The organism is Bradyrhizobium sp. ARR65 (assembly GCF_000472385.1).
Classification (GTDB): domain Bacteria; phylum Pseudomonadota; class Alphaproteobacteria; order Rhizobiales; family Xanthobacteraceae; genus Bradyrhizobium.
The window spans coordinates 313420-335436 of record NZ_AWZU01000001.1; the positions used below are offsets into that span (position 1 = coordinate 313420).

Annotated in this window: 22 protein-coding genes; 16 read left to right on the forward strand and 6 right to left on the reverse strand. The window is 63.3% G+C overall.

Annotation, left to right across the window (positions count from 1 at the left end; translation table 11 throughout):
• Nucleotides 1-79: 79 nt before the first annotated feature.
• Nucleotides 80-403 (forward strand): heme-degrading protein HmuQ, encoded by a 324-nt coding sequence (gene hmuQ / locus F758_RS0101605; RefSeq protein WP_024506203.1) that lies wholly within the window; start codon nt 80-82, stop codon nt 401-403.
• Nucleotides 404-596: 193 nt separating this feature from the next.
• On the opposite strand, the gene F758_RS0101610 is transcribed toward hmuQ, so the two are convergent.
• The 5 genes from F758_RS0101610 to F758_RS0101630 form a co-directional block, all read right to left on the reverse strand.
• Nucleotides 597-1535 (reverse strand): aldo/keto reductase, encoded by a 939-nt coding sequence (locus F758_RS0101610; protein WP_024506204.1) that lies wholly within the window; start codon nt 1533-1535, stop codon nt 597-599.
• Between the two features lie 349 nt (nt 1536-1884).
• A complete protein-coding gene (locus F758_RS0101615; protein ID WP_024506205.1) occupies nt 1885-2346 on the reverse strand; it encodes a GNAT family N-acetyltransferase in 462 nt (153 codons plus the stop codon).
• A gap of 211 nt (nt 2347-2557) precedes the next feature.
• On the reverse strand, nt 2558-3367 hold the full coding sequence (locus F758_RS0101620) for a PAS-domain containing protein (RefSeq protein ID WP_024506206.1): 810 nt from the start codon (nt 3365-3367) through the stop codon (nt 2558-2560).
• A gap of 112 nt (nt 3368-3479) precedes the next feature.
• Nucleotides 3480-3656, reverse strand: a complete 177-nt coding sequence (locus tag F758_RS50665; RefSeq protein WP_198026389.1) for a hypothetical protein — start codon at nt 3654-3656, stop codon at nt 3480-3482.
• A 190-nt stretch (nt 3657-3846) separates the two neighbouring features.
• On the reverse strand, nt 3847-4497 hold the full coding sequence (locus F758_RS0101630) for a glutathione S-transferase family protein (RefSeq protein ID WP_024506207.1): 651 nt from the start codon (nt 4495-4497) through the stop codon (nt 3847-3849).
• A 799-nt stretch (nt 4498-5296) separates the two neighbouring features.
• On the opposite strand from F758_RS0101630, the gene F758_RS0101635 reads away from it, so the two are divergent.
• The 6 genes from F758_RS0101635 to F758_RS0101660 all read left to right on the forward strand — a co-directional run bounded on the left by F758_RS0101635 (nt 5297) and on the right by F758_RS0101660 (nt 11979).
• Nucleotides 5297-6499: a pyridoxal phosphate-dependent aminotransferase gene (locus F758_RS0101635; protein WP_024506208.1), complete on the forward strand. Its 1203-nt coding sequence runs from the start codon at nt 5297-5299 to the stop codon at nt 6497-6499.
• Between the two features lie 271 nt (nt 6500-6770).
• Nucleotides 6771-7247, forward strand: coding sequence for a DUF992 domain-containing protein (locus F758_RS0101640; protein ID WP_024506209.1), 477 nt, complete (start codon nt 6771-6773; stop codon nt 7245-7247).
• A gap of 264 nt (nt 7248-7511) precedes the next feature.
• Nucleotides 7512-9563 (forward strand): elongation factor G, encoded by a 2052-nt coding sequence (locus F758_RS0101645; protein WP_024506210.1) that lies wholly within the window; start codon nt 7512-7514, stop codon nt 9561-9563.
• Nucleotides 9564-9678: 115 nt separating this feature from the next.
• Nucleotides 9679-10311 (forward strand): YoaK family protein, encoded by a 633-nt coding sequence (locus F758_RS0101650; RefSeq protein ID WP_024506211.1) that lies wholly within the window; start codon nt 9679-9681, stop codon nt 10309-10311.
• Between the two features lie 88 nt (nt 10312-10399).
• Complete coding sequence (locus F758_RS0101655; protein WP_024506212.1) at nt 10400-11242, forward strand: shikimate dehydrogenase; 843 nt, start codon at nt 10400-10402, stop codon at nt 11240-11242.
• 158 nt (nt 11243-11400) lie between these two features.
• Nucleotides 11401-11979, forward strand: a complete 579-nt coding sequence (locus F758_RS0101660; RefSeq protein WP_502689117.1) for a hypothetical protein — start codon at nt 11401-11403, stop codon at nt 11977-11979.
• A 318-nt stretch (nt 11980-12297) separates the two neighbouring features.
• Here F758_RS0101660 and F758_RS0101665 read toward each other — a convergent pair whose 3' ends face one another.
• Nucleotides 12298-13434 (reverse strand): alpha-hydroxy acid oxidase, encoded by a 1137-nt coding sequence (locus F758_RS0101665; protein ID WP_024506214.1) that lies wholly within the window; start codon nt 13432-13434, stop codon nt 12298-12300.
• A 114-nt stretch (nt 13435-13548) separates the two neighbouring features.
• Between F758_RS0101665 and F758_RS50670 the strand changes: the two genes are divergently transcribed.
• The 9 genes from F758_RS50670 (at nt 13549) to F758_RS0101715 (ending at nt 21999) form a co-directional block, all read left to right on the forward strand.
• Nucleotides 13549-13716, forward strand: a complete 168-nt coding sequence (locus F758_RS50670) for a hypothetical protein (RefSeq protein ID WP_198026390.1) — start codon at nt 13549-13551, stop codon at nt 13714-13716.
• A gap of 188 nt (nt 13717-13904) precedes the next feature.
• Complete coding sequence (glmM, locus tag F758_RS0101675; protein WP_024506215.1) at nt 13905-15248, forward strand: phosphoglucosamine mutase; 1344 nt, start codon at nt 13905-13907, stop codon at nt 15246-15248.
• A gap of 196 nt (nt 15249-15444) precedes the next feature.
• On the forward strand, nt 15445-16698 hold the full coding sequence (locus F758_RS0101680; RefSeq protein ID WP_024506216.1) for an MFS transporter: 1254 nt from the start codon (nt 15445-15447) through the stop codon (nt 16696-16698).
• Nucleotides 16699-17148: 450 nt separating this feature from the next.
• On the forward strand, nt 17149-18012 hold the full coding sequence (locus F758_RS0101690; RefSeq protein WP_024506218.1) for an outer membrane protein: 864 nt from the start codon (nt 17149-17151) through the stop codon (nt 18010-18012).
• A gap of 176 nt (nt 18013-18188) precedes the next feature.
• The gene (locus F758_RS0101695) at nt 18189-18947 is read left to right on the forward strand and encodes an outer membrane protein (RefSeq protein WP_024506219.1); all 759 of its coding nucleotides are present in this window, start codon (nt 18189-18191) and stop codon (nt 18945-18947) included.
• Between the two features lie 86 nt (nt 18948-19033).
• Nucleotides 19034-19624, forward strand: a complete 591-nt coding sequence (locus F758_RS0101700) for a glutathione S-transferase family protein (protein WP_024506220.1) — start codon at nt 19034-19036, stop codon at nt 19622-19624.
• A gap of 17 nt (nt 19625-19641) precedes the next feature.
• Entirely contained in the window at nt 19642-20106 is a 465-nt protein-coding gene (locus tag F758_RS0101705) for a GNAT family N-acetyltransferase (protein WP_024506221.1), read from the forward strand.
• 268 nt (nt 20107-20374) lie between these two features.
• Nucleotides 20375-20662: a hypothetical protein gene (locus tag F758_RS0101710; protein ID WP_024506222.1), complete on the forward strand. Its 288-nt coding sequence runs from the start codon at nt 20375-20377 to the stop codon at nt 20660-20662.
• Nucleotides 20663-20826: 164 nt separating this feature from the next.
• Nucleotides 20827-21999 carry a phosphoserine transaminase gene (locus F758_RS0101715; RefSeq protein WP_024506223.1) on the forward strand — a complete coding sequence of 391 codons (1173 nt, stop codon included), beginning with the start codon at nt 20827-20829 and terminating at the stop codon, nt 21997-21999.
• Nucleotides 22000-22017: the final 18 nt, after the last annotated feature.

Consider the following 22017-nt stretch of genomic DNA (forward strand, 5'->3'; position numbering starts at 1 on the left):
TTCGCCGCGCCGCTCGCCGCGAATTCTGCTACTGACGCTGTGGAAAGGCATCGATCGACACAGGCAGGAGGCGGCTCAAATGTTTATCGCCATGAATCGTTTTCGCGTGGCCAATGGCTCGGAGGCAGCGTTCGAGCAGGTCTGGCTGTCGCGCGACTCTCATCTTGAGAAGGTGCCGGGTTTCATCGAGTTTCACCTGCTCAAGGGGCCGGAGGCGGAGGATCATACGCTCTACGCCTCGCACACGATCTGGGCAAACCACGCAGCGTTCGAGGCCTGGACCAAATCGGAGGCGTTTCGCGCAGCGCATCGCGACGCCGGCAACAACAAGCCGCTCTATCTCGGTCACCCCCAATTCGAGGGTTTCGAGGTGCGTCAGACGGTGGGGCGCGGCGGGAAGTGACGGAACAATGGCCTTCTTTAAAGCTCTCCCCGCTCTTTGGCCGACGAGGGTTACAAGGTTCTTCGCTCCTGGAGCACGATGTGCTTGGCGAGGTCGAAGGCATTCTTCGCAAAATTCTGAGCGAACTCGGCGGATAGAGCCCCTCACCCCGCCTCCTCTCCCCGCGAAGAGCGTGGAGAGGGGGCACTACTAGCTACTTCGTGATCTCGTCGATCTCCGCCATCTCCTCCGCGCTCAACGTCCACGCGATCGCCTTCACGTTCTGCTCGACCTGCTCGACGCGGGTGGCGCCCGCGATGATGCTGGCGACTTGCGGGCGTGCGGCGAGCCAGGAGAAGGCGAGCTCCAGCAGCGTGTGGCCGCGCGCTTGCGCGAAGGCTTGCAGCTTCTCGGCGATCTCCTCGTTGCGCGGCGTGACATAGTGGTCGCGCAATCTGGGCGTCGTGGCAAAACGCGTGCCCTCCGGCGCGGCTGCGCCGCGTTTGTATTTGCCGGTCAGAAGTCCGCTCGCGAGCGGGAAATAGGGCAATAGCCCCAGCTTGTATTCCTGCGCCGCAGGCAACAGCTCCTTCTCGATGCCGCGCACCAGCAGGCTGTACTCATCCTGGCAGGAGATGAAGCGGTTGACATTCGCCGCGCGCGCCGTGAACTCGGCTTCCGCGATGCGCCAGGCCGGAAAGTTGGAATTGCCGATATAGCGGACCTTGCCCTGCCGGATGAGATCGTCGAGCGCACGCAGCGTCTCCTCGAGCGGCGTCAGCGGATCGTAATCGTGCTGCTGGTAAAGATCGATATAGTCGGTCTTCAGCCGCTTCAGGCTCGCTTCGACCGCCGACATGATGTAGCGGCGCGAGGCGCCCTGCTTGGTGCCGTCGGTCGCCATCGGCTTGGAGAATTTCGTCGCGAGCACGATGTCCTTGCGGCGGTCGCCGAGCACGGTGCCCAGCACCGTCTCCGAGCCGCCCATGCCCGCATAAATATCGGCGGTGTCGAACAGCGTGATACCGAGATCGAGCGCCCTGTGGATCACCTTGCGCGAGGTTTCGAGATCAGCGCGCTGGCCGAAATTGTTGCAGCCGAGACCGACCGCGGAAACGCGCAGGCCGGAGCCGCCGAGATTGCGAATTTGCATGGACCTATCCTGTTACGGAAGAGCAGGGCACGCATTGTGGCGCGCGAGCCCTGCTGTCGCAAGCGACGGTCCCGCATGGCTATTCACGCACGGCGGCAAAATTGGTGTCGCCGCAAGGTGCCTGCCTCGCCCGTCAGCAGGAGGACTTGCCCAAAGTATTTGCCCGAATGTCGGTCACAAAACGTGGGATCAAAAAAGTGCGGCCCCGGTCAGACGCGGCGACTGACGGGGACCGCTGGCGCTTGATCTGTGACGGGGGCCTGATCAGACGCAAGCGAAAGCTTAGGCCTGCTTTGTTACGTCGCAGTGACAGGCGGACTTATCCACAGGCGTGGAGAATCCTCACGCGTCAGAACAACTTGCGATAGACGATGAAGCCGGACCGTTCGGCGATGCGATCGTAGAGCTGTCGCGCGGTCATATTGGTCTCATGGGTTTGCCAATAGACGCGCTTGGCGCCGGCGAGTTCGGCCTGCCGGTACACGCCTTCGATCAGCGCGCGGCCCACGCCTTTGCCGCGCGCCGCCTGTGCGGTGAACAAATCCTGCAGGTAGCAGACCGGCTCGATCGCGGTGGTGCTGCGATGAAACAGATAGTGCGCCAATCCCAGCAACTCGCCGTCGCCTTCCGCAACCAGCGCATGAACCGGCTCATAAGCATCGAAGAAGCGCGACCACGTCATGTCAGTGATCTCGCGCGCAAGTGCCGTCGCGCCGGAGCGGCCGTAAAAGGCGTTGTAGCCGTCCCACAAGGGAAGCCATTTGTCGAAATCACTCCGCTGAACGAAGCGGATGGAGAGATCGTTGGACATCCTTCTACTCAGAACCTGTGCTGTAGCAGTCGCCGAGCTGCGCAAATCGGGAGAGGGTGCAACTTCTGTCGTCATTGCGACGGGGGCTTGACCGAGAGGTCCGTCCGGTTCTGCAACTTGATCGGCGAATGCTCTATCCGTTACCCTATTAAGAACAGAAGCGGCCACGATCAATCTCGAACTCAGGAGATGTTGAAAGAGGTCCACGCATCTACTCCGCCGCACGGAGCTGGCGGACAAGTCCAAATTCGTCGCTCACCCGCAGCGAGCGATGATATTCGCCGTCGGCGGGATCGTCGGTATGGCGGATGAGATCGGTCACCGGCGTGTAGCTCAGCATGCGACCGCCGCCGGCGAGCGCGGTGCAGGAGAAACGGAGCGCCGTGCCGTCCTTGAGCCTGATGATGATCGGTGTGGAATCGCCGGCGCGCATCATCTCCATGCGCCGCGCGATATAGGCGTTGAGCTGCTCCTCCGGCAGCTCGAATGCGCCAGTGTCGCGGCCGTGATACATCAGCGCGATGAACGGCGGCTTGGAGTTGGCCTTGGCATCGGGCAGCGAGAAATAGAAGCGGAAGGCGCGGTTGATGAATCCGGCGCGGGTGTCGGCATCGAGCAGGACAATGCCGATGTCGATCTGGTCAAGCGCGGCAGCGAGCCGTTGCGCAGTGACATGCTCCATGCGCTCCTGCGCGAAGGTGTCCAACAATTGTTGCCGCAGGAGGCCGGTGATTGCGGCAGTGCCGCAGGCCGTCACGCTCAGCATGGCCAGGCGGAGCAGCTCGGCGCCGTCAAAGTCGGCATCACGACTGAAGACAAGCAGCGCTGAGCCGATGATGGCGATTGCGGCGCTCGGCATGGCCGAGCGAAGGCCGCTGAGCGAGCCCGCCAACGCCACGATGCAGACGTAGAGCGGCGCGGGATTGGGGACGCCGATCAGATAACGATCGATGCTGATCGCGGTCAGCGCTGTCGCTGCCGCCAGGACCGGACCGTAAATTGAGCGCCAGTCGAACTGCATGCCGGTTCTCGCTCGCCTCGAGAACTTAGACGGCAAGTTTGACCGGTCAGCCGGCGCACACAGGATTTTATTGCGTCGTGATTAAGAGCGGGTTGCGCTCGCGGCGCGAGTCTTAACCGATGATCGGCATAGCCATGCTGGCCTTGATTGAGAGCACGGTGATGCCGACGACGAGGCACAGCGAAAACGCGCCGATCGCGAGCGAAGCGGCGACGGCGTCGGTCAACCGGGATGAAGCAACTGGTGCGCTGTGGCCGTTGAAGCCGGACGGGCCGGGCGAGGGTGTCATGCTCTTTGATCCTGGCCTTCGCTCCTGGGCCCGAAAGATCCTCGCGCGCGGGAGCGAATCAATTTCGCGCGCGACGCGAAACTTGCAGGGCTTGCCGGCAAGATTGCGGCAGCCGCCGTTCAAAAGGCAGTTAAATCCCGGGAAAGATTAACGTTTCAGCCCAGCCCGTTAATCGCTTGTTAACCTTTGTCTAGAGGCTGGCGGCGATGCTGGCGGGGTTCTCGATCTCGACCGTCCGCCAATCCATCGAGACGAAGCCCGGGGTCTGTTCAACCCGCTTCAGCCAGCCGCGGATCGACGGGAAAGGCTCGAGATCGAAGTCGCAGCGATCGGCGAGATGGGTGTAGCCGTAAAGCGCGATGTCGGCGACCGTGAGCTGGTTCGCCGCGAAGAACTCGTGGCCTTTGAGGTGATTTTCCATCACCTGGAGCGCGCCATAGCCGCGCTCCATCCAGTCTTCCAGCGCGTGCGTCTGCAGATCGCGGCCACCCTTCACCAGCGCGAGCCAGAAATAGGCGGCGCCGATATTCGGCTCCAGCGCGTGCTGTTCGAAGAACATCCACTGCAGCGCCTCAGCGCGCTCGATCCGCGATTCCGGTGCGAGTGGCGTGCCGCCGCAGACATACCAGAGAATGGCGTTGGATTCGGCGATGTAGCGTCCTTCCGCCACTTCGAGCAGCGGCACCTGGCCGCTCGGGTTCTTGGCGAGAAACTCCGGCGTGCGGCTCTCGCCGCGCAGGATGTCGATTTCGATTGCCTGATAGGGCGTGTTCAGGATCGCCAGCGCAAGGCGGACCTTGTAGCTGTTGCCGGAACGCTGCATCGAATAGAGCTTGTACATTCTGCGATTCGACCGGTGTGACGCGGGGAGGTGAAGCGAGCTTCTTCTTGTCTCGCAACGCGGGTAAACAATGATGCCGTTGCGCATGCACCGCAAGAGCCAATCCTTGGAAAAAGTCGAAAAGCTCTGCCGCAGTGCAACGGCAGGCAAAAACCTTCCAACACGCTCAAACAAATCCGATCACAGTTGCGCTATGTATGCGCCATGTAAAAATTGTGAGTCGGTCGGTGACAGCGCGCGCAAGCGTGCGGCGAGTCACCGGCCAGACATTGCGTCGCGATCCGGCCGATTCCGATGCCCCGCGACTCCGCGCTGAAAATCATGCGACTGAAAAGTCATGCGACTGACAAGAACGCCGTCGGCCGAGTTCTCGTCGCCTTGCTCGCGTCGTCGCCGAACATCGCGGCGCCGGACAAGGGCGGGGCAGATAGGGCAGGGTTAGTGGCCCGCGCCGAAAAACCCCGGCGGCTTACGGCAATCGCCGGAGACCGGCCGAGCGGCGTGCCCTGCCGAACATCTGCCGGGCGTGGTGCGCATGCGGCGGGGCGCGCCGCGGCAGTCCGCGCCAGCCCCGGCCAATTGCCCTCACAGCAGTGTTGCCGGATATGAGCCGTTTCACCGCGGAACCTTAGGAATATTGCGCGCCTCGGGGGCGCCGGCATTGGCGGGCCCCAAACTTAATGTTTCTCCAGAAAGCTCCTTGCGGTGCAGCGGAACGCGCCTTAGGGTGGGGCCGTTCCCCCATCATAAAGAGTCGTGGACGGATCGGCCGTTTCACGACGCCTGCAAGGAGGCCACGATGCCCTTTCTGTCCGCTGCGCTCGACCGTGTGAAGCCGTCCGCGACCATCGCGGTCACGGATAAAGCACGCGCGCTCAAAGCGGCGGGGCGCAACGTCATCGGTCTGGGCGCCGGCGAGCCGGATTTCGATACGCCTGCCAACGTCAAGCTGGCGGCGATCCACGCGATCGAGGCGGGCAAGACCAAGTACACCGATGTCAGCGGCATCCCCGAGCTGAAGGAGGCGATCATCGCCAAGTTCCAGCGCGAGAACGGGCTCGCCTACAAGCCGAACCAGATCATCGTGTCCACCGGCGGCAAGCAGGTGCTCTATAACGCGCTGATGGCCACCCTCAATCCAGGCGACGAGGTGATCATTCCCGCGCCCTATTGGGTGAGCTACCCGGAAATGGTTGCGCTGGCCGGCGGCGAGTCGGTGCCGGTGGTTTGCCCCGCGGAAAGCGGCTTCAAGCTCAAGGCAGAGGACCTGGAAAAGGCGATCACGCCGAAGACCAAGTGGCTCATCCTCAACTCGCCCTCGAACCCGACCGGCGCGGCCTATACGCGCGCCGAGCTGAAGGCGCTCACCGATGTGCTGGTGAAGCATCCGCAGGTCTGGGTGATGACCGACGACATGTATGAGCATCTCGTCTATGACGACTTCCAGTTCACGACGCCGGCGCAGATCGAGCCGAAACTGTACGACCGTACGCTGACGGTGAACGGCGTCTCGAAGGCCTATTGCATGACCGGCTGGCGCATCGGCTACGCCGGCGGACCTGCGCCGCTGATCAAGGCGATGGCGACCATCCAGTCGCAGTCGACCTCGAACCCGTGCTCGATCGCGCAATGGGCGTCCGTGGAAGCCTTGAACGGTCCGCAGGATTTCATCCCCATCAACAACAAGGCGTTCAAGGAGCGCCGCGATCTCGTGGTGTCCATGCTCAATCAGGCCAAGGGCATCGATTGCCCGCGGCCCGAGGGCGCATTCTACGTCTATCCGTCCTGCGCCGGCACCATCGGCAAGACCACGCCGTCCGGCAAGGTGATCGGCAATGACGAGGATTTCGTCACCGAGCTCCTGGAGAGCGAGGGCGTTGCTGTCGTGCACGGTTCGGCCTTCGGTCTCGGACCCGCGTTCCGTATCTCCTACGCGACCAAGACCTCCGATCTCGAAGATGCCTGCAAGCGCATCCAGCGCTTCTGCGGCAATCTGCGCTGACGAGAATCCGGCGACACTCTGAACGGTCGCTGAATGAAAAGGCCCGCTCGTGAGCGGGCCTTTTTTCTTATTCGCATTGTCGTCGTCGCGTTTTCTTTGGCGCGGAATCCGATGTTGTGGCATAGACGAAGAGGCGCCTAGAGCATGATCCGGACCCGAAGGGCCGCAAAGCGCAAAGTGGAAACCGGTTTTCCGGAAAGATCATGCTCAAGCTAATAGGCGCCGTTCTCGTGTCTGCTCGCATCACAGTCTTTAGCCAGGGGTTTTCTTCATGCGCCGCTTTACTGTTCTTGCCGTGCTGGTCGCGGCTACCCTCACCGCGTCGTTCAACGGGGCCGACGCGCAGGATCGCGTGCGGGTCGGCGTGCTCGAATGCCGCGGCGGCGCCAGCGTCGGCTTCATCGTCGGGTCGGTGATCAATCTTGGCTGCGTGCTGCGCGTCGAAGGGATGCCGGAGGACCGCTATATCGCCACCATTCGCAAGGTCGGTCTCGATCTCGGTATCACGCAGGAGACTGCGCTTGGCTGGGCGGTCTATGCGCCGGTCGCACGCCTCGGGCAGGGCGACCTCGCCGGCACTTATGCCGGGGCGCAGGGCAGTGCGACGCTCGGCGTCGGCGTCGGCGGCAATGTGCTGGTCGGCGGTTCCAACAACTCCATCGCGCTGCAGCCTTTGAGCCTGCAGGGCCAGGTCGGCATCAACGTCGCCGCCGGATTGGAGAGCCTGGAACTGCGGCCGGGGAGGTGAGGCTCTCACAGTCATTGTCATTCCGGGGCACGCGACGCGTGAACCCGGAATCCCGAGATTTCCGGCTTCGATGCTGACGCATCGCCCCGGAATGACGGAGAGTGCGGCTGACCGCTCATCGTTCCCAAGAGCAATTCCAACAGCATCTCTCAGCTCTCCGCAGCGCAGCGATCTTTTTTCCCGCTTGCCAAACCGCCTCCGCAGGCAGAGCATCGTTCGCGCCGACCCAATCACGGGCCGAGCTCCACAAGCAGGAGGCGGCGAATGGGACAAGACGTCAGAAGTCCCCGCGGTCCACGGTGCATCGCACTGGTGGGCCCTTTCCAAAGCGGTAAAACCACTCTTTTAGAAGCAATCCTGGCCCGCACGGGCGCGATCGCGCGCGCAGGCAGTGTCGACGCCGGAACCTCGGTCGGCGACGGAAGTCCCGAAGCGCGTCATCACAAGATGAGCGTCGCTTTGACAGCCGCCTCGGCGAGCTTCATGGGCGAGGCCTACACCTTCATCGATTGTCCCGGCTCTGTGGAATTCTCGCATGACATGCGCGCCGCGCTGCCCGCGGTGGATGCCGCCGTCGTGGTGTGCGAGGCCGACGAAAAGAAGCTGCCGCAACTGCAGATCATCCTGCGCGAGCTGGAAGACCTGAAAATTCCGCGCTTCCTGTTCCTCAACAAGATCGACCGCGCCAACAACAACCGCATCCGCGAGACGCTCGCGATGCTGCAGCCCGCATCGCGCGTCCCTCTGGTGCTGCGCCAGATCCCGATCTGGAACGGCGACCTCATCGAGGGCTTTGTCGATCTCGCACTCGAGCGCGCCTTCGTCTATCGCGAGCACAAGGCCTCCGAAGTCGTAGAGCTCGATGGCGGCAATCTCGACCGCGAGAAGGAAGCGCGCTTCTCCATGCTGGAAAAGCTCGCCGATCATGACGACGCTCTGATGGAGCAGTTGCTCGAGGACATTCAGCCGCCGCGCGATGCGGTGTTCGACGATCTCGCCCGCGAACTTCGTGAAGGCCTGATCTGCCCGGTGCTGCTCGGTTCCGCCTTGCGCGAGAACGGTGTGCTGCGCCTGATGAAAGCGCTGCGCCACGAAGCGCCCGGCGTAGCCGAGACCGCCGCGAGGTTAGGGGTGCCTGCGTCCAAGGATGCGCTCGGCTATGTCTTCAAGACCATGCATCTGCAGCACGGCGGCAAATTGTCGCTGGCGCGCCTGCTCGCGGGCCATCTCGATGACGGCGCAACCTTGCAATCCTCGTCCGGCCAGAGCAGCCGCATCTCCGGCATCTTCGCGCCCGGAGCGGCCCAGGACGGCAAGCGCGCTTCGGCCGAGGCGGGGGATACGGTCGCGCTCGGCAAGCTCGATGCCATCAAGACCGGCGACACCTTCTCGAGCGGCAAGACCGCGCCGGCTGCCCTGGTCGCGGTCGAAGCGCTGCCGCCGGTGCTGGCGATGTCGATCGCCGCAGCCGACCGCAAGGACGACGTCAAGCTCGGCCAGGCGCTGCTACGGCTCAATGAGGAAGATCCGTCGCTGACCATGGTGCAAAATCAGCGGACCCACGACATCGTGCTGTGGGGCCAGGGCGAGATGCACTTACGCGTCGCGCTGGAACGCTTGCGCGAGCGCTACGGCGTCAATGTCAAATCGCAACCGCCCGCGATCGGCTATCAGGAGACCATCCGCAAACCCATCACCCAGCGCGGCCGGCACAAGAAGCAGTCCGGCGGCCATGGCCAGTTCGGCGACGTCGTGCTGGACATCAAGCCGCTGCCGCGCGGCGAAGGTTTCCGCTTCTCCGAAACGGTGGTCGGGGGCGCGGTGCCGCGCAACTACATCCCCGCGGTGGAGGAGGGCGTCATCGACGGGCTGGCGCGCGGACCGCTCGGCTTTCCCGTCACCGACGTCGCGGTGACGCTGACCGACGGCTCCTATCATAGCGTCGACTCCTCCGACCTCGCGTTCCGGACCGCGGCGCGGATCGGCATCAGCGAAGGCCTGCCGCAGTGCCAGCCGGTGCTGCTCGAGCCGATCCACACCGTGGAGATCGTCTGCCCGACCGACGCCACCGCCAAGATCAACGCCATCTTGTCGGCGCGGCGCGGCCAGATCCTCGGCTTCGACACCCGCGACGGCTGGTCGGGCTGGGACTGCGTGCGCGCGCTGATGCCGGAGGCCGAGATCGGCGAATTGATCGTCGAACTGCGCTCGGCGACGGCGGGCGCCGGAAGCTTTACCCGGCAGTTCGACCATATGGCCGAAGTCACCGGCCGCGCCGCCGACCAGATCATCGCCGCGCATCGCGCCGCCGCTTGATCCTCCCCGATTTCGGGCCGCACGCGAAAAGCGTGCGAGCCCGAAACGCCGGCTCTTTTCAAGCGGGCCGCTTTCATGAACACTCTCGTCTCCCGCGACGACGACCCGCAGGTTCATGGATTCTCCCCGCAACATCGCGCTCGCCTGCGCGCTGAGCATGCTTGCCGGCTATGTCGACGGCATCGGCTATCTGCATCTCGGTGGTCTGTTCGTCTCGTTCATGAGCGGCAACTCGACGCGAATGGGCGTGAGCCTTGCGGCGGCAGAGTGGCCGCTTGCGGCGCAGGCGTTCATGCTGGTCGTACTGTTCGTGATCGGCGCGGCCTGCGGCAGCCTCATCGTGCTCGGCCGCGGGATACATCAGCAGCCCCGGCTGTTGTTTGCCGAGGCGATGCTGCTCGTCATCGCCGGACTTTGTCATGCGTTCGGCTTCTCCGCTTACGCGATCGCGGCGATCGTGCTGGCGATGGGGCTTGAGAACGCGGTGTTCCAGATCGAGGGCGGCGGCGGCCTCGGCGTCACTTACGTGACCGGCGCGCTGGTAAAGGCGGGTCAGCTCATCGCCGCCGCACTCACGGGCGGCGCGCGCTTTGCGTGGCTGCCGAACCTGTTGTTATGGGCGGCGCTGGTTGCGGGCTCGGTCCTTGGCGCGCTGGCGTATCACTGGATCAATCTGGCGTCGGTCTGGTTTGCCGCCGGTTTTGCATTTGCGCTGTGTGCGTTCGCGGCGCTGACCGTGCGCCGATGAGCGTTGATTTGACATTGACTTGGCATTGACTTGGACTTGACTTGGACTTGGCATTGACTTGAGCACGTGCTTGGCGGATTGAACGAGGATGACAACCGAGACCCGAGCACCCGCCGCATGTCTGATCGGATGGCCGGCCGCGCATTCACGCTCGCCGCTGATCCATCACTACTGGCTGCGCACGCTCGGCATTGCCGGCGGCTACTCGATCGAGGCGGTGCCGCCGGAAGGCTTTGCCGATTTCGTACTGCGCCTGAGGGATCACGGCTTTGTCGGCGCCAATATCACCATCCCACACAAGGAGCGCGCGCTGGCGCTGTCGAGTCCGGACGCCCGCGCCCGCGCGATCGGCGCCGCCAACACGCTCTGGTATGAGGGCAGCGAGCTGCGCTCGACCAATACCGACGTGGAGGGTTTCATCGATAATCTCGATGCCTCCGCGCCCGGCTGGGACAATGCCGAGGACGCGCTGGTCGTCGGTGCGGGCGGCTCTTCGCGCGCGGTGGTGTTCGGCCTCATCGAGCGCGGCATTGCCCGCGTGCACCTCGCCAACCGCACCTTTGAGCGCGCGCGAGCGCTGGCGGACCAGTTCGGCGCGAAAGTGCATCCTCTGCCCTGGCAGGACATTGGCGACGTGCTGCCGCGCGTGGGTCTTCTGGTCAACACCACCTCGCTCGGCATGCATCGCCAGCCGGCGCTCAAGGTCGATGTCGGGCGGCTGCCGTCGCATGCGGTCGTCAGCGATCTCGTCTATGTGCCGCTCGAAACGCCGCTGCTCGCGGCGGCGCGGGCGCGGGATTTAAGGACCGCCGACGGGCTCGGCATGCTGCTGCATCAGGCCGTGCGCGGTTTCGAATTGTGGTTCCATCGGAGGCCGCAGGTTACGGCCGAGCTGCGTGCGCTGGTCGAGGCCGACCTCACGGGCGGCTGATCAGAGGCAAGCCCGCCATCACGTTATCGCTCTCGCGGTTGTGAGGCGGAATATCACGAAAACTTCGGGGTCTGTCGCTAGATCAAACCCGTGCTTCCGGGAGATCTTTCATGCCCGTCCGATATTCCGCATTCGTCCATCCGCTGCTGGCCGTGACGATGGTCGCGGCCTCCACGCTCTACGCCATCGCCCAGCAGGCGCCTTCGCCGTCGCGCATCCGCGGGACCATCGAGAAGGTGGAGGGCGACACGCTGGAGGTGAAGTCGCGCAGCGGCGATGAAGTCAAGCTGCACATGGCCGACGATACCAGCATCGCCGGGATCACCAAGATCTCGCTCTCCGACATCAAGGTCGGTTCCTTCATCGGCACCACGACAGTGCCCGGCCCGGATGGGAGCCAGCAGGCCGTGGAGGTTCATGTCTTTCCCGAAAATATGCGCGGCACCGGCGAAGGTTCGCGCCCCTGGGATCTCCGCCCGAACTCCACCATGACCAACGCCACCGTCAGCGAGAGCGTCGTCGGTAATGACGGCCACACGCTTCTGGTCAAATACAAGGGCGGCGAGAAGAAGGTTGTGGTGCCGGATCAGACACCCGTGGTGACCTATGTTCCGGGCGACAAGTCCGATCTGAAGGTGGGCGCGAAGCTGATCGCCTTCGTGAAGCAACTGCCCGACGGCTCCTTCGAGACCAGCCGCATCAGTGTCGGCCGCGACGGTCTCACGCCGCCGATGTGAGGGCATGTCATTCCGGTGCGGACGCCACCCCGTCCGCGCGAACGCGCGGCCCATTGGCAGGCTCCGCATCGAAGCCGGAGTCGCGAGATTTCGGGGCTGGTGCTTGCGGACCATCCCGGAATAACGGTCTTGGTAATCAACTCCGCCCGTCGTCCTGGCGAAAGCCGGGACCCATAAGCCCAGGCCTTGATTGTTGCGAGAGAGAGAAGTTCCGGCCTTCGCGAAAACGAAGGCCGCTGGTTATGGGTCTCGGATCGGCGCTCGCTGTCGCGAGCTTGTCCGGGATCACATTCGTCGAAATCGCAGGGCCTCCGCTCCTCACTTCGCCAGCACCTGCTTGCCGATCTCGTCGATGGTGTTGACGCCGCACAAGCCCATGGTGGTCAGGAGTTCCTTGCGGATAATGTCGATCGCCTTCTCGACGCCGGCCTGTCCGCCGGCCCCTAAGCCATAGGCATAGGCGCGGCCGATCATGCAGGATTTTGCGCCGAGCGCGAGCGCGCGCATCACGTCCTGGCCGGAGCGGATGCCGCCATCGAACATGATTTCCATCTTCGAGCCGACCGCGTCGACGATTCCCGGCAGCACCTCGATCGAGGACGGCGCGCCGTCGAGCTGACGGCCGCCATGGTTGGAGACGACGATCGCCTGCGCGCCGACCTTGGCGGCTTCCAAGGCATCCTCGACGTCGAGGATGCCTTTGAGGATCAGCTTGCCGGGCCAGATGTTGCGGATCCAGTCGAGGTCCTTCCAGCTCAATGAGGTGTCGAATTGCGAGGCCGTCCATTCCGAAAGCCGGTTGAGGTCCTCGGTATTTTTGACGTGGCCCGCGATGTTGCCGAAGGTGCGGCGCTTGCCTTGCAGCACGCCCGCGACCCAGGCGGGTTTGCTCGCGAAATCGATCAGCTTCGACAGGGACCACTCCGGCGGCACCGTCATGCCGTTCTTGATGTCGGCATGGCGCTGGCCGATGACCTGCAGATCGACGGTGAGAACCAGCGCGCTGCATTTGGCCGCGATCGCGCGCTCGATCAGCGCTTTGATGAAGCCGCGATCCTTCATCACATAGAGCTGAAACCAGAACGGCTTTTGCACATTGGCGGCGATGTCCTCGATCGAGCAGATCGACATCGTGCTCTGTGTGAACGGGATACCGGCCGCCTGCGCCGCGCGGCAGGCGTGAATCTCGCCGTCGCCATGCTGCATGCCGAGCAATCCCACCGGCGCCAGGATCAGGGGCAGGGACGAGGGCTCGCCGAGGATGGTGGTCGAAGGATCGCGCTTGGAGACGTCGACCAGGATCCGCTGGCGGAATTTGATCTTCTTAAGGTCTTCGCTATTGGCGCGCAGCGTCTCCTCGGCATAGGAGCCGCGGTCGGCGTAGTCGAAAAAAGCTTTCGGCACGCGCCGCTTGTGCAACAGGCGTAAATCTTCGATACAGGTGATATGCTTCATGGACGTTTCCGGTCCCTTTAGTCCCGTCTTGTATTTCGCGAACGCGGTGTCATCTAGCACGGTTGAGGGCGTCGCCAAATCTGAACGCGGAAGCGGCGTCGCAAGGAGGGCGTCATGACCCAATCAGGTTCCAAGCCCAAACAGGCGGAAGAGACTGAAAAGCGCCGGCTCGAGGAGGCTCTCGAGGAAGGGCTGGAAGAGACCTTCCCGGCCTCCGACCCCGTGGACGTGGCGCAGCCGCCTCCGTCCAAAGCCGATCACCACGTCCGGCGCAAGGAGTAGCAGCCCGACATAACCGCAAATTCCAGCGTTAACAAGACCTTAACGAGCCGGTCGCCGGGGTAGGCCGTAATGATTAATCATTTTTTTTGAAGCCATTTTAGTGACAAAGGCATTATAAGACCCGGGAAAGTGGGACTAGGGGCCTTCTCGCAAGTTATGCGAGCACTGGGGGCTTTTCTGGGGGATATATGAGCCGCAACTATTTCGGTACGGACGGAATTCGGGGACGTGCCAACGGTCTGATCACGCCGGAGCTGGCGCTCAAGGTCGGCCAGGCCGCGGGCCTGGTGTTTCAGCGCGGCGACCATCGCCATCGCGTCGTCATCGGCAAGGACACCCGCCTGTCCGGCTACATGATCGAGTACGCCATGGTGGCCGGCTTCACCTCGGTCGGCATGGACGTGCTGCTCGTCGGCCCGATGCCGACGCCGGCGGTGGCGATGCTCACCAAGTCGATGCGCGCCGACCTGGGCGTGATGATTTCCGCGTCCCACAATCTGTTCGAAGACAACGGCATCAAGCTGTTCGGCCCGCAGGGCTTCAAGCTCTCCGACGATGTCGAACGGCAGATCGAGCAGTTGCTCGACGAATCGCTCGACCGGCGGCTGGCACAGAGCGCCAGTCTGGGTCGCGCCCGCCGTATCGACGGCGTTCATGACCGCTATATCGAATTCGCCAAGCGCACGCTGCCGCGCGACCTCTCTCTCGACGGTCTGCGCGTGGTGGTGGATTGCGCCAACGGCGCCGCCTACAAGGTGGTGCCGGAAGCGCTGTGGGAGCTGGGCGCCGACGTGATCTCCATCGGCGTCGAGCCCGACGGCTTCAATATCAACAAGGAATGCGGCTCGACCGCGCCGGAAGCGCTCTGCCGCAAGGTGCGCGAGATGCGCGCCGATATCGGTATTGCGCTCGACGGCGACGCCGACCGCGTCATCCTGGTCGACGAGCGCGGCCATCTGGTCGATGGCGACCAGTTGCTCGCCGTCATCGCGCAAAGCTGGAAGGAAGACGGCCGGCTGGCGCGGCCGGGCATTGTCGCCACCGTGATGTCCAATCTCGGGCTGGAGCGCTTCCTCAAAGGCCAGGGCCTCGAACTCGTGCGCACGCCGGTCGGCGACCGCTACGTGCTCGAGCGGATGCTGAGCGATGGCTACAATCTCGGCGGCGAGCAGTCCGGCCACATCATCCTGTCGGACTATGCCACTACCGGCGACGGCTTTGTCGCCGCGCTGCAGGTGCTCGCCGTCGTGCAGAAGCTCCGCCGCCCGGTCTCGGAAGTCTGTCACCGCTTCGATCCACTGCCGCAAATCCTGAAGAACGTGCGCTATCGCAGCGGCAAGCCGCTCGACGATGCCGACGTCAAATCGGCGATCGTAGACGGCGAGCAGCGGCTCAACGGCCATGGCCGGCTTTTGGTCCGCTCCTCCGGTACTGAACCCGTGATCCGCGTGATGGGCGAGGGCGACGATCGCATCCTGGTGGAAGAAGTCGTCGACAACATCGTCTCGGCGCTGGGTCAGGCCGCCGCGTAAGATTCTGCCGATCGAGCCACTTGCTCCTCCACCTCTCCCCGCCGGGGAGAGGTGGAGGGCTTTCGTGTGGCGGCACAGGTGGGTCGCTGACGATTGCATCGCAGCTATCGGCTATTGCCAGTGGTGCGCATCGGCTTCGCGCGTTAGTTACAGCGCATTGATATTCTGCGCTGCCGCGCCTGCCGGGAATGCTGCTTTGAACAAAGCCGTTATTGTCTCCAAGAAAGCACCAACCGAAAAAGTCGTGCTGACGGATGCCAAGGCTTCGTTCGCAACGAAAGCCGCCGGTCCCGCCTACGTCGTGCTTGCCGGCATCAGCTTCTCGCACTTCCTCAACGACACCATGCAGTCGTTGATTGCGTCGGTGTATCCGATCCTGAAGGACAATTACGCGCTGGACTTCGCGCAGATCGGCCTGATCACGCTGGCGTTCCAGTTCACCGCCTCGCTACTGCAGCCGATGGTGGGACATTTCACCGACAAGAAGGCGCAGCCGTTTTCGCTTTCGATCGGCATGGGCTCGACCTTCTTCGGCCTGCTGCTGCTCAGCATCGCGCACCATTACGTGGTCATCCTGATCGCGGCGGCGATGATCGGACTTGGCTCCGCGGTGTTCCACCCGGAATCCGCACGGATCGCGCGGCTTGCTTCCGGCGGCCGCTACGGTTTCGCGCAATCGGTGTTCCAGCTCGGCGGCAGCTTCGGCACCTCGATGGGCCCGGTGCTGGCGGCACTCATTGTCGTGCCGTTCGGGCAGGGCAGCATCGCCTGGTTTTCCTCGATCGCCTTTATCGCGATTGTGCTCTTGTGGCGGATCGGTCTCTGGTACAAGCCGCAGATCACGGCGAGAAAGACCGCGCCGATCGCGCCCGAAGCGCATGGCCAGAGCCGCGGCACCGTGCTGCTCGCACTCGGCGTGCTGGTGCTGCTCTTGTTCTCCAAGCAGCTCTATGTCGCGAGCCTGTCGAGCTACTACATCTTCTACCTGATCGACCGGTTCGGCGTCTCGACGCAGGCGGCGCAAATCCATCTCTTCGTCTTCCTGGCGGCGAATGCGGTCGGTGCCTTTTTCGGCGGACCCTTGGGCGATCGTTTCGGCCGCCGGATCGTGATCTGGCTGTCCATTGTCGGCGCGCTGCCGTTCACGCTGGCACTGCCCTATGCGGGCCTTGCGGCGAGCGCCGTGCTGTCGGTGATCATCGGCCTTATCATCTCCTCGACCACATCCTCGATCATCGTGTTCGCGCAGGAGCTGGTGCCGCATCGCTTCGGCATGATCTCCGGCGTGTTCTTCGGCGTCGCCTTCGGCATCGGCGGTCTTGGCGCGGCAGTGCTCGGCAAGGTCGCCGACTACACCAGCATCGAGTTCGTCTATCAGGTCTGCGCCTTTCTGCCGGCGATTGGCCTGTTCGCGGTGTTCCTGCCGAAATTGCCGCAGCACGCGCGGTGAAGCAGGCGCCTATCAAGTTGCAGAGCCGGACGAGCGCCTTCAGTCAGACCGGTCATTGCGAGTATCGAAAGCGACTAACCAATCCAGACTGCATCCGTGGCGAGATCTGGATTGCTTCGCTTGCGCTCGCAATGACGGCGGAGGTTGGCGGAACGTCCTCCGATCCGCTTATCTCGGCCAATGCGCTAAAGCAGGCGGGAAGTAGCGAATAGCAGTCGTGCGCTCTTTTTCTATTCGCTACTCGCCGTCGCTGTTCGCCTTTCACACATTGTTAGGGATTGCCGCTCGCGCGCTCTCGCAGCGGTGTCGTTGCCGACAATCGTGACACAATATCAACCTTAAAAATTAGGGTTAAGTGCGGCTTAAGCTTTTCATGGCATCGTCCAGCCGTGGGTTTTCGACGTGGGGCTTTTGTTTTCGTGTGCCTCACCGGCCAAGAGGACGAAGCCAATGCGTAGCGTTAAGTTTTTGATTGCCGCTGGAGCGGCCTCACTGTTTTCCACGGCGGCGTTCGCTGCCGATATGCCGATCGCGCCGCCGCCGATGTACGGACCGCCGCCAGTTGCGGATTTCGGCGGCTGGTATCTGCGCGGCGATATCGGCATGACCAATACGCGCGGCAAGTTGTTCGCGCCCGCCTATAACGATTCGACGACCTTGTCGGTGAATCAGGTCGGCCACGAATTCACCAGCGGAACGTCGTTTGACGTCGGTGTCGGCTATCAATTCAATAGCTGGTTCCGAGCCGATATCACCGGTGAGTATCGCTCTAAAGTGCATTTCAGCGGCAACGATTTCGCGAGGGTGAATTTCGGGCCCGGGCTTGGCGTGTTTCCGATCGGCGATACTTATAGCGGCGGCTTTTCGAGCTGGGTCGCAATGGTCAACGCGTATGTCGACCTCGGCACCTGGTGGTGTATCACGCCGTTCGTGGGCGCCGGCGTCGGTGCTGCCTACAACACCTTCAGTGGGCTTTCGGATACCACGACGTTTCCTGCCAATCTTTCGGCCGCCGTCGGCGTTCCGCTGACCAGTCTGTACCAGGCGAATAGCGGCAGCAAGTGGGACCTCGCCTGGGCCGTTCATGCTGGCCTCGCCTATAAGGCCACGAACAGTCTGACCATCGAACTGGCATATCGCTATCTCGATCTTGGCAGCGCCATCACGGGCGGCGGTGCGACGTTCGACGGGACCACGAGCAGCCGGGCCTTCCAATTCCACGACCTGACTTCGCAGGATGTGCGGCTTGGCCTGCGCTGGACCTGCTGCGACCTGCCGCCGCCTCCACCGCCTCCGCTGGTCACCAAGGGCTGACGAGCCCCGTCTCTCTTAAGCTTTGCTAACGGCGCGGGAGCTTTCCGCGCCGTTTTTGCTGCGGCCCGCATCTTCGCGCGCAACAACGTGCGACTACGCAGTGCGCGACAACCATTGGTTAAGGTTAACGAGCGATGATCGGTGCGATGTTGAAGCGTTTTGATTGGAGCGTTGGGATGCGTGGGCTGTGGGTGGCGGTGGTGATGTGCGGAATGATGACGGGCGCGAGAGCCGCCGATCTCCCGATCCTTCGCGGCGGCTTCACCGACGGGCTCAGCGCGTCTCATCCGAACTGGGAAGGATTTTATGTCGGTGGCCAGGCCGATTGGGGTTCGATCAGGTCGAGCATTCCTGCCAATATCAACGCCGATCTGCAAGGCGCCTTCGTTCCGCCGCCGAACTACAGTTATGGATGGGCGCCGCTCGGGACGGCGCATAGCACGAATACCGGCTTTGGCGCGTTTGCGGGCTACAACGGTCAATGGGACGACGTCGTCCTCGGTGTCGAGGCGAACTACGTGCATGGCGGGTTTAGCGCCACGTCTAGCGGCACCGGCTATACCTACGACTTGAGGAGCTTCCAGGCGACGACGATGACGCATTCAACTGCGACTGTCGGGGTGTCAGATTTCGGCTCGTTGCGCCTGAGGGGCGGCTACGCCATTGGATGTTTCCTGCCGTACGGTTTTATCGGCGCCGGCTTTGGCGATCAGACGGTCGACCGCAGTGTTTCCGCCACCCCTGCTCCAATGCTGTCGCCTGCGACCTCGGCCAGCAAGGAGAAGCTGGTCTACGGATACTCGGCCGGCGTCGGCTTTGACGTCATGTTGGTCGGCGGGCTGTTTGCGCGCGCCGAGTACGAATATCAGCGTGTGACGTCGGATATCGAATCCAACATCAACACCGTACGCGCCGGCCTCGGCTACAAATTCTGAGCCGACCGTTTCGTTTCGCGGCGAGCGGTGGTTGACAGCGTCGCTGCCGCCTGTTGCTCTGTCCGCCCAAAGGCGGGACGGCAGAGATGAAAATCTACGGCGACGGCAATTCCGGCAATTGCCTGAAGGTGAAATGGGTCTGCGATGATCTTGCGCTGCCCTACACCTGGATCGAGGTCGATACGCTCAATCGCGAGACGCGCACGCCCGAATTCCTCGCGCTCAACAGTGCCGGCCAGGTGCCGATGGTTCAGTTCGATGACGGCCGGACCCTCGCGCAATCGAACGCGATCATCCGCTATCTCGCGCGCGGCAGCGATCTCATTCCCGCCGACGACTTCGCCGCCGCCAAAATGGACGAATGGCTGTTCTGGGAGCAATACAGCCACGAACCCTATGTGGCGGTGTGCCGCTTCCAGATGCGCTACCTCGGCAAGCCCGCCTCCGATCTCGATCCCGACAAGGTCAGGCGCGGCTATGCGGCGCTGGCGCGGATGGAGCAGGAGCTCGCGGTGACGCCGTTCCTCGTCGATGGCGGTTTCTCGCTCGCCGATGTTTCGCTGCTCGCCTATACCAGGCTTGCGCATGAGGGCGGTTTCGAGCTCGACGCGTATCCCGCGATCCGGCGCTGGATTGGCTCATGCGAGCAGCGTCTGCGGCTGCCGCCCGCGCCTTGAGAGTCGAAAGGACAATGATGACTGCCAGCTCCATCATCCTGCGCCGTGCCCGCCGCGAGGACGTCGGCAAGATCGTCGCGATGCTCGCGGATGATCCGCTCGGCCGCGGGCGCGAGCGGATCGAGGCGCCGCTGCCGGACTGCTATTTTCAGGCTTTCGCCAGGCTGGATGCCGATCCGAACATCCACCTGACGGTTGCGGAAGAGGAGGGGCATGCGGTGGGCTGCCTGCAGCTTTGCATCCTTCCCGGCTTGAGCTCGCAAGGCGCCTCGCGCGGCCTGATCGAAGACGTCCGCGTCGCATCGGATCGCCGCAGCCGCGGCATCGGCGAGCAACTCGTGCGCTGGGCGATCGCGGAGGCGCGCGCGCAAGGCTGCGGGTTGGTCGAGCTGCTCACGCATCACACCCGCCTCGACGCGCAACGCTTCTATGAGCGGCTTGGATTTTCGAAGAGTCACGTTGGAATGACGATAAGATTCTAGGATGGCCGTCTGAGCTCGCGACGGGCACACACTTTGAACCGTCATCCTGAGGCGTGAGCCACCGGGTCCGCGCGAAGCGCGGCCCGATGACAGGCTCCACGAGCCTCGAAGGATGATCGGCCCCGCTTCGGCAGCCGGGCCGTCGCCCTTCGGGACGCTTGCTACGCAAGCTCCTCAGAGTGACGGTGATGGTTGGGCAGCCGCTGCAGTAGAGGGCGGCCGCGCCTTAATTCGCGTTATTTCATCCGAAGGGCAGGGAGGCCGTGCAATGTCTTCCATCCATCCTTTGACGGCGCTGGCCGTCGTGATCGCCACCGCGGCGACCGATGCGGTTTACGTGATGTTTACGTCGTCAGTGGTGGCGCGAAAACGCGTTCACGCGGCGACCTGGAGCAGCATCTGGTATCTGCTCTCGTCCTTCGCTGTCATCAGCTACACCGAGAACTGGATCTACGTGCTGTTCGCCGCCATCGGCTCGTGGATCGGCGCCTACGCGTCCATGACATTCCTGCACCGGCCCGGCGGCGGCGCGCCGGTGGGGGCTGCGCCGGAATAGCGCGGGGCTTTGTTCGTGCACGACCGTTCGCGTCAGTTCGTTGCCTCCGGCATCAATCGAACGTGAGGGTTGCGAACTTCCTTGACGTTTGCACCCGATTCCCTTATGCACCGCGGCGGGACACCTCCCCCCAACGGGAGGCTTACTATCTGGAAGGGTAGACCATGACTGCAGCGAAGCCCGCTCAGCGGCCGATCGTGCCGCATTTTTCGTCCGGCCCCTGTGCGAAGCGCCCCGGCTGGAACCCCCAAAATCTCAAGGACGCAGCTCTCGGCCGCTCGCATCGCGCGAAGGTCGGCAAGACCAAGCTCAAGCTTGCGATCGATCTGACGCGCGAAGTGCTGGAAGTACCGGCCGACTACCGCATCGGCATCGTGCCGGCCTCCGATACCGGCGCCGTCGAGATGGCGCTATGGTCGCTGCTCGGCGCGCGCCCCGTCACCATGCTCGCCTGGGAGTCCTTCGGCGAGGGATGGGTCACCGACGTCGTCAAGCAGTTGAAGCTCAAGGACGTCACCGGTGTTACGGCGCCTTATGGCGACATCCCCGATCTGTCCAAGGTGGATTCCGACACCGACATCGTCTTCACCTGGAACGGCACTACCTCCGGCGTTCGCGTGCCGAACGCTGACTGGATCAAGGCGGATCGCAAGGGGCTGACGATTTGCGACGCCACGTCGGCCGCCTTCGCGCAGCCGTTGGATTGGGCCAAGCTCGACGTCGTCACCTTCTCCTGGCAGAAGGCGCTGGGCGGCGAGGCGGCGCATGGCATGCTGGTGCTGAGCCCCCGCGCGGTCGAGCGGCTCGAGACCTACAAGCCCGCCTGGCCGCTGCCGAAGATCTTTCGCATGACCAAGAACGGCAAGCTCAACGAAGGCATCTTCGTCGGCGAGACCATCAACACGCCCTCGATGCTCTGCGTCGAGGATTATCTGGACGCGCTGAACTGGGGCAAATCGATCGGCGGACTGAAGGCGCTGATCGCGCGCGCCGATGCCAACACCAAGGTGCTCGCCGACTGGGTCGCGCGTACGCCGTGGATCGATTTCCTGGCCAAGGACGCGGCGCTCCGTTCCAACACCTCGGTGTGCCTGAAGTTCACGGATCCCGCGATCACCTCGCTCACGGCGGACGCGCAGGCGGATTTCGTCAAGAATCTCGTCGCCATGGTCGAGAAGGAAGCCGCCGGTTACGACTTCGCGCATTACCGCGATGCGCCGGCAGGCCTGCGCATCTGGTGCGGCGCCACGGTGGAAGCGACCGACGTCGCGCTGCTGACGCAGTGGATCGACTGGGCCTTCGTCGAGGCCAAGGCGCTGCTCGCCAAGGCGGCCTGACTCACTCCATCGTCGTCC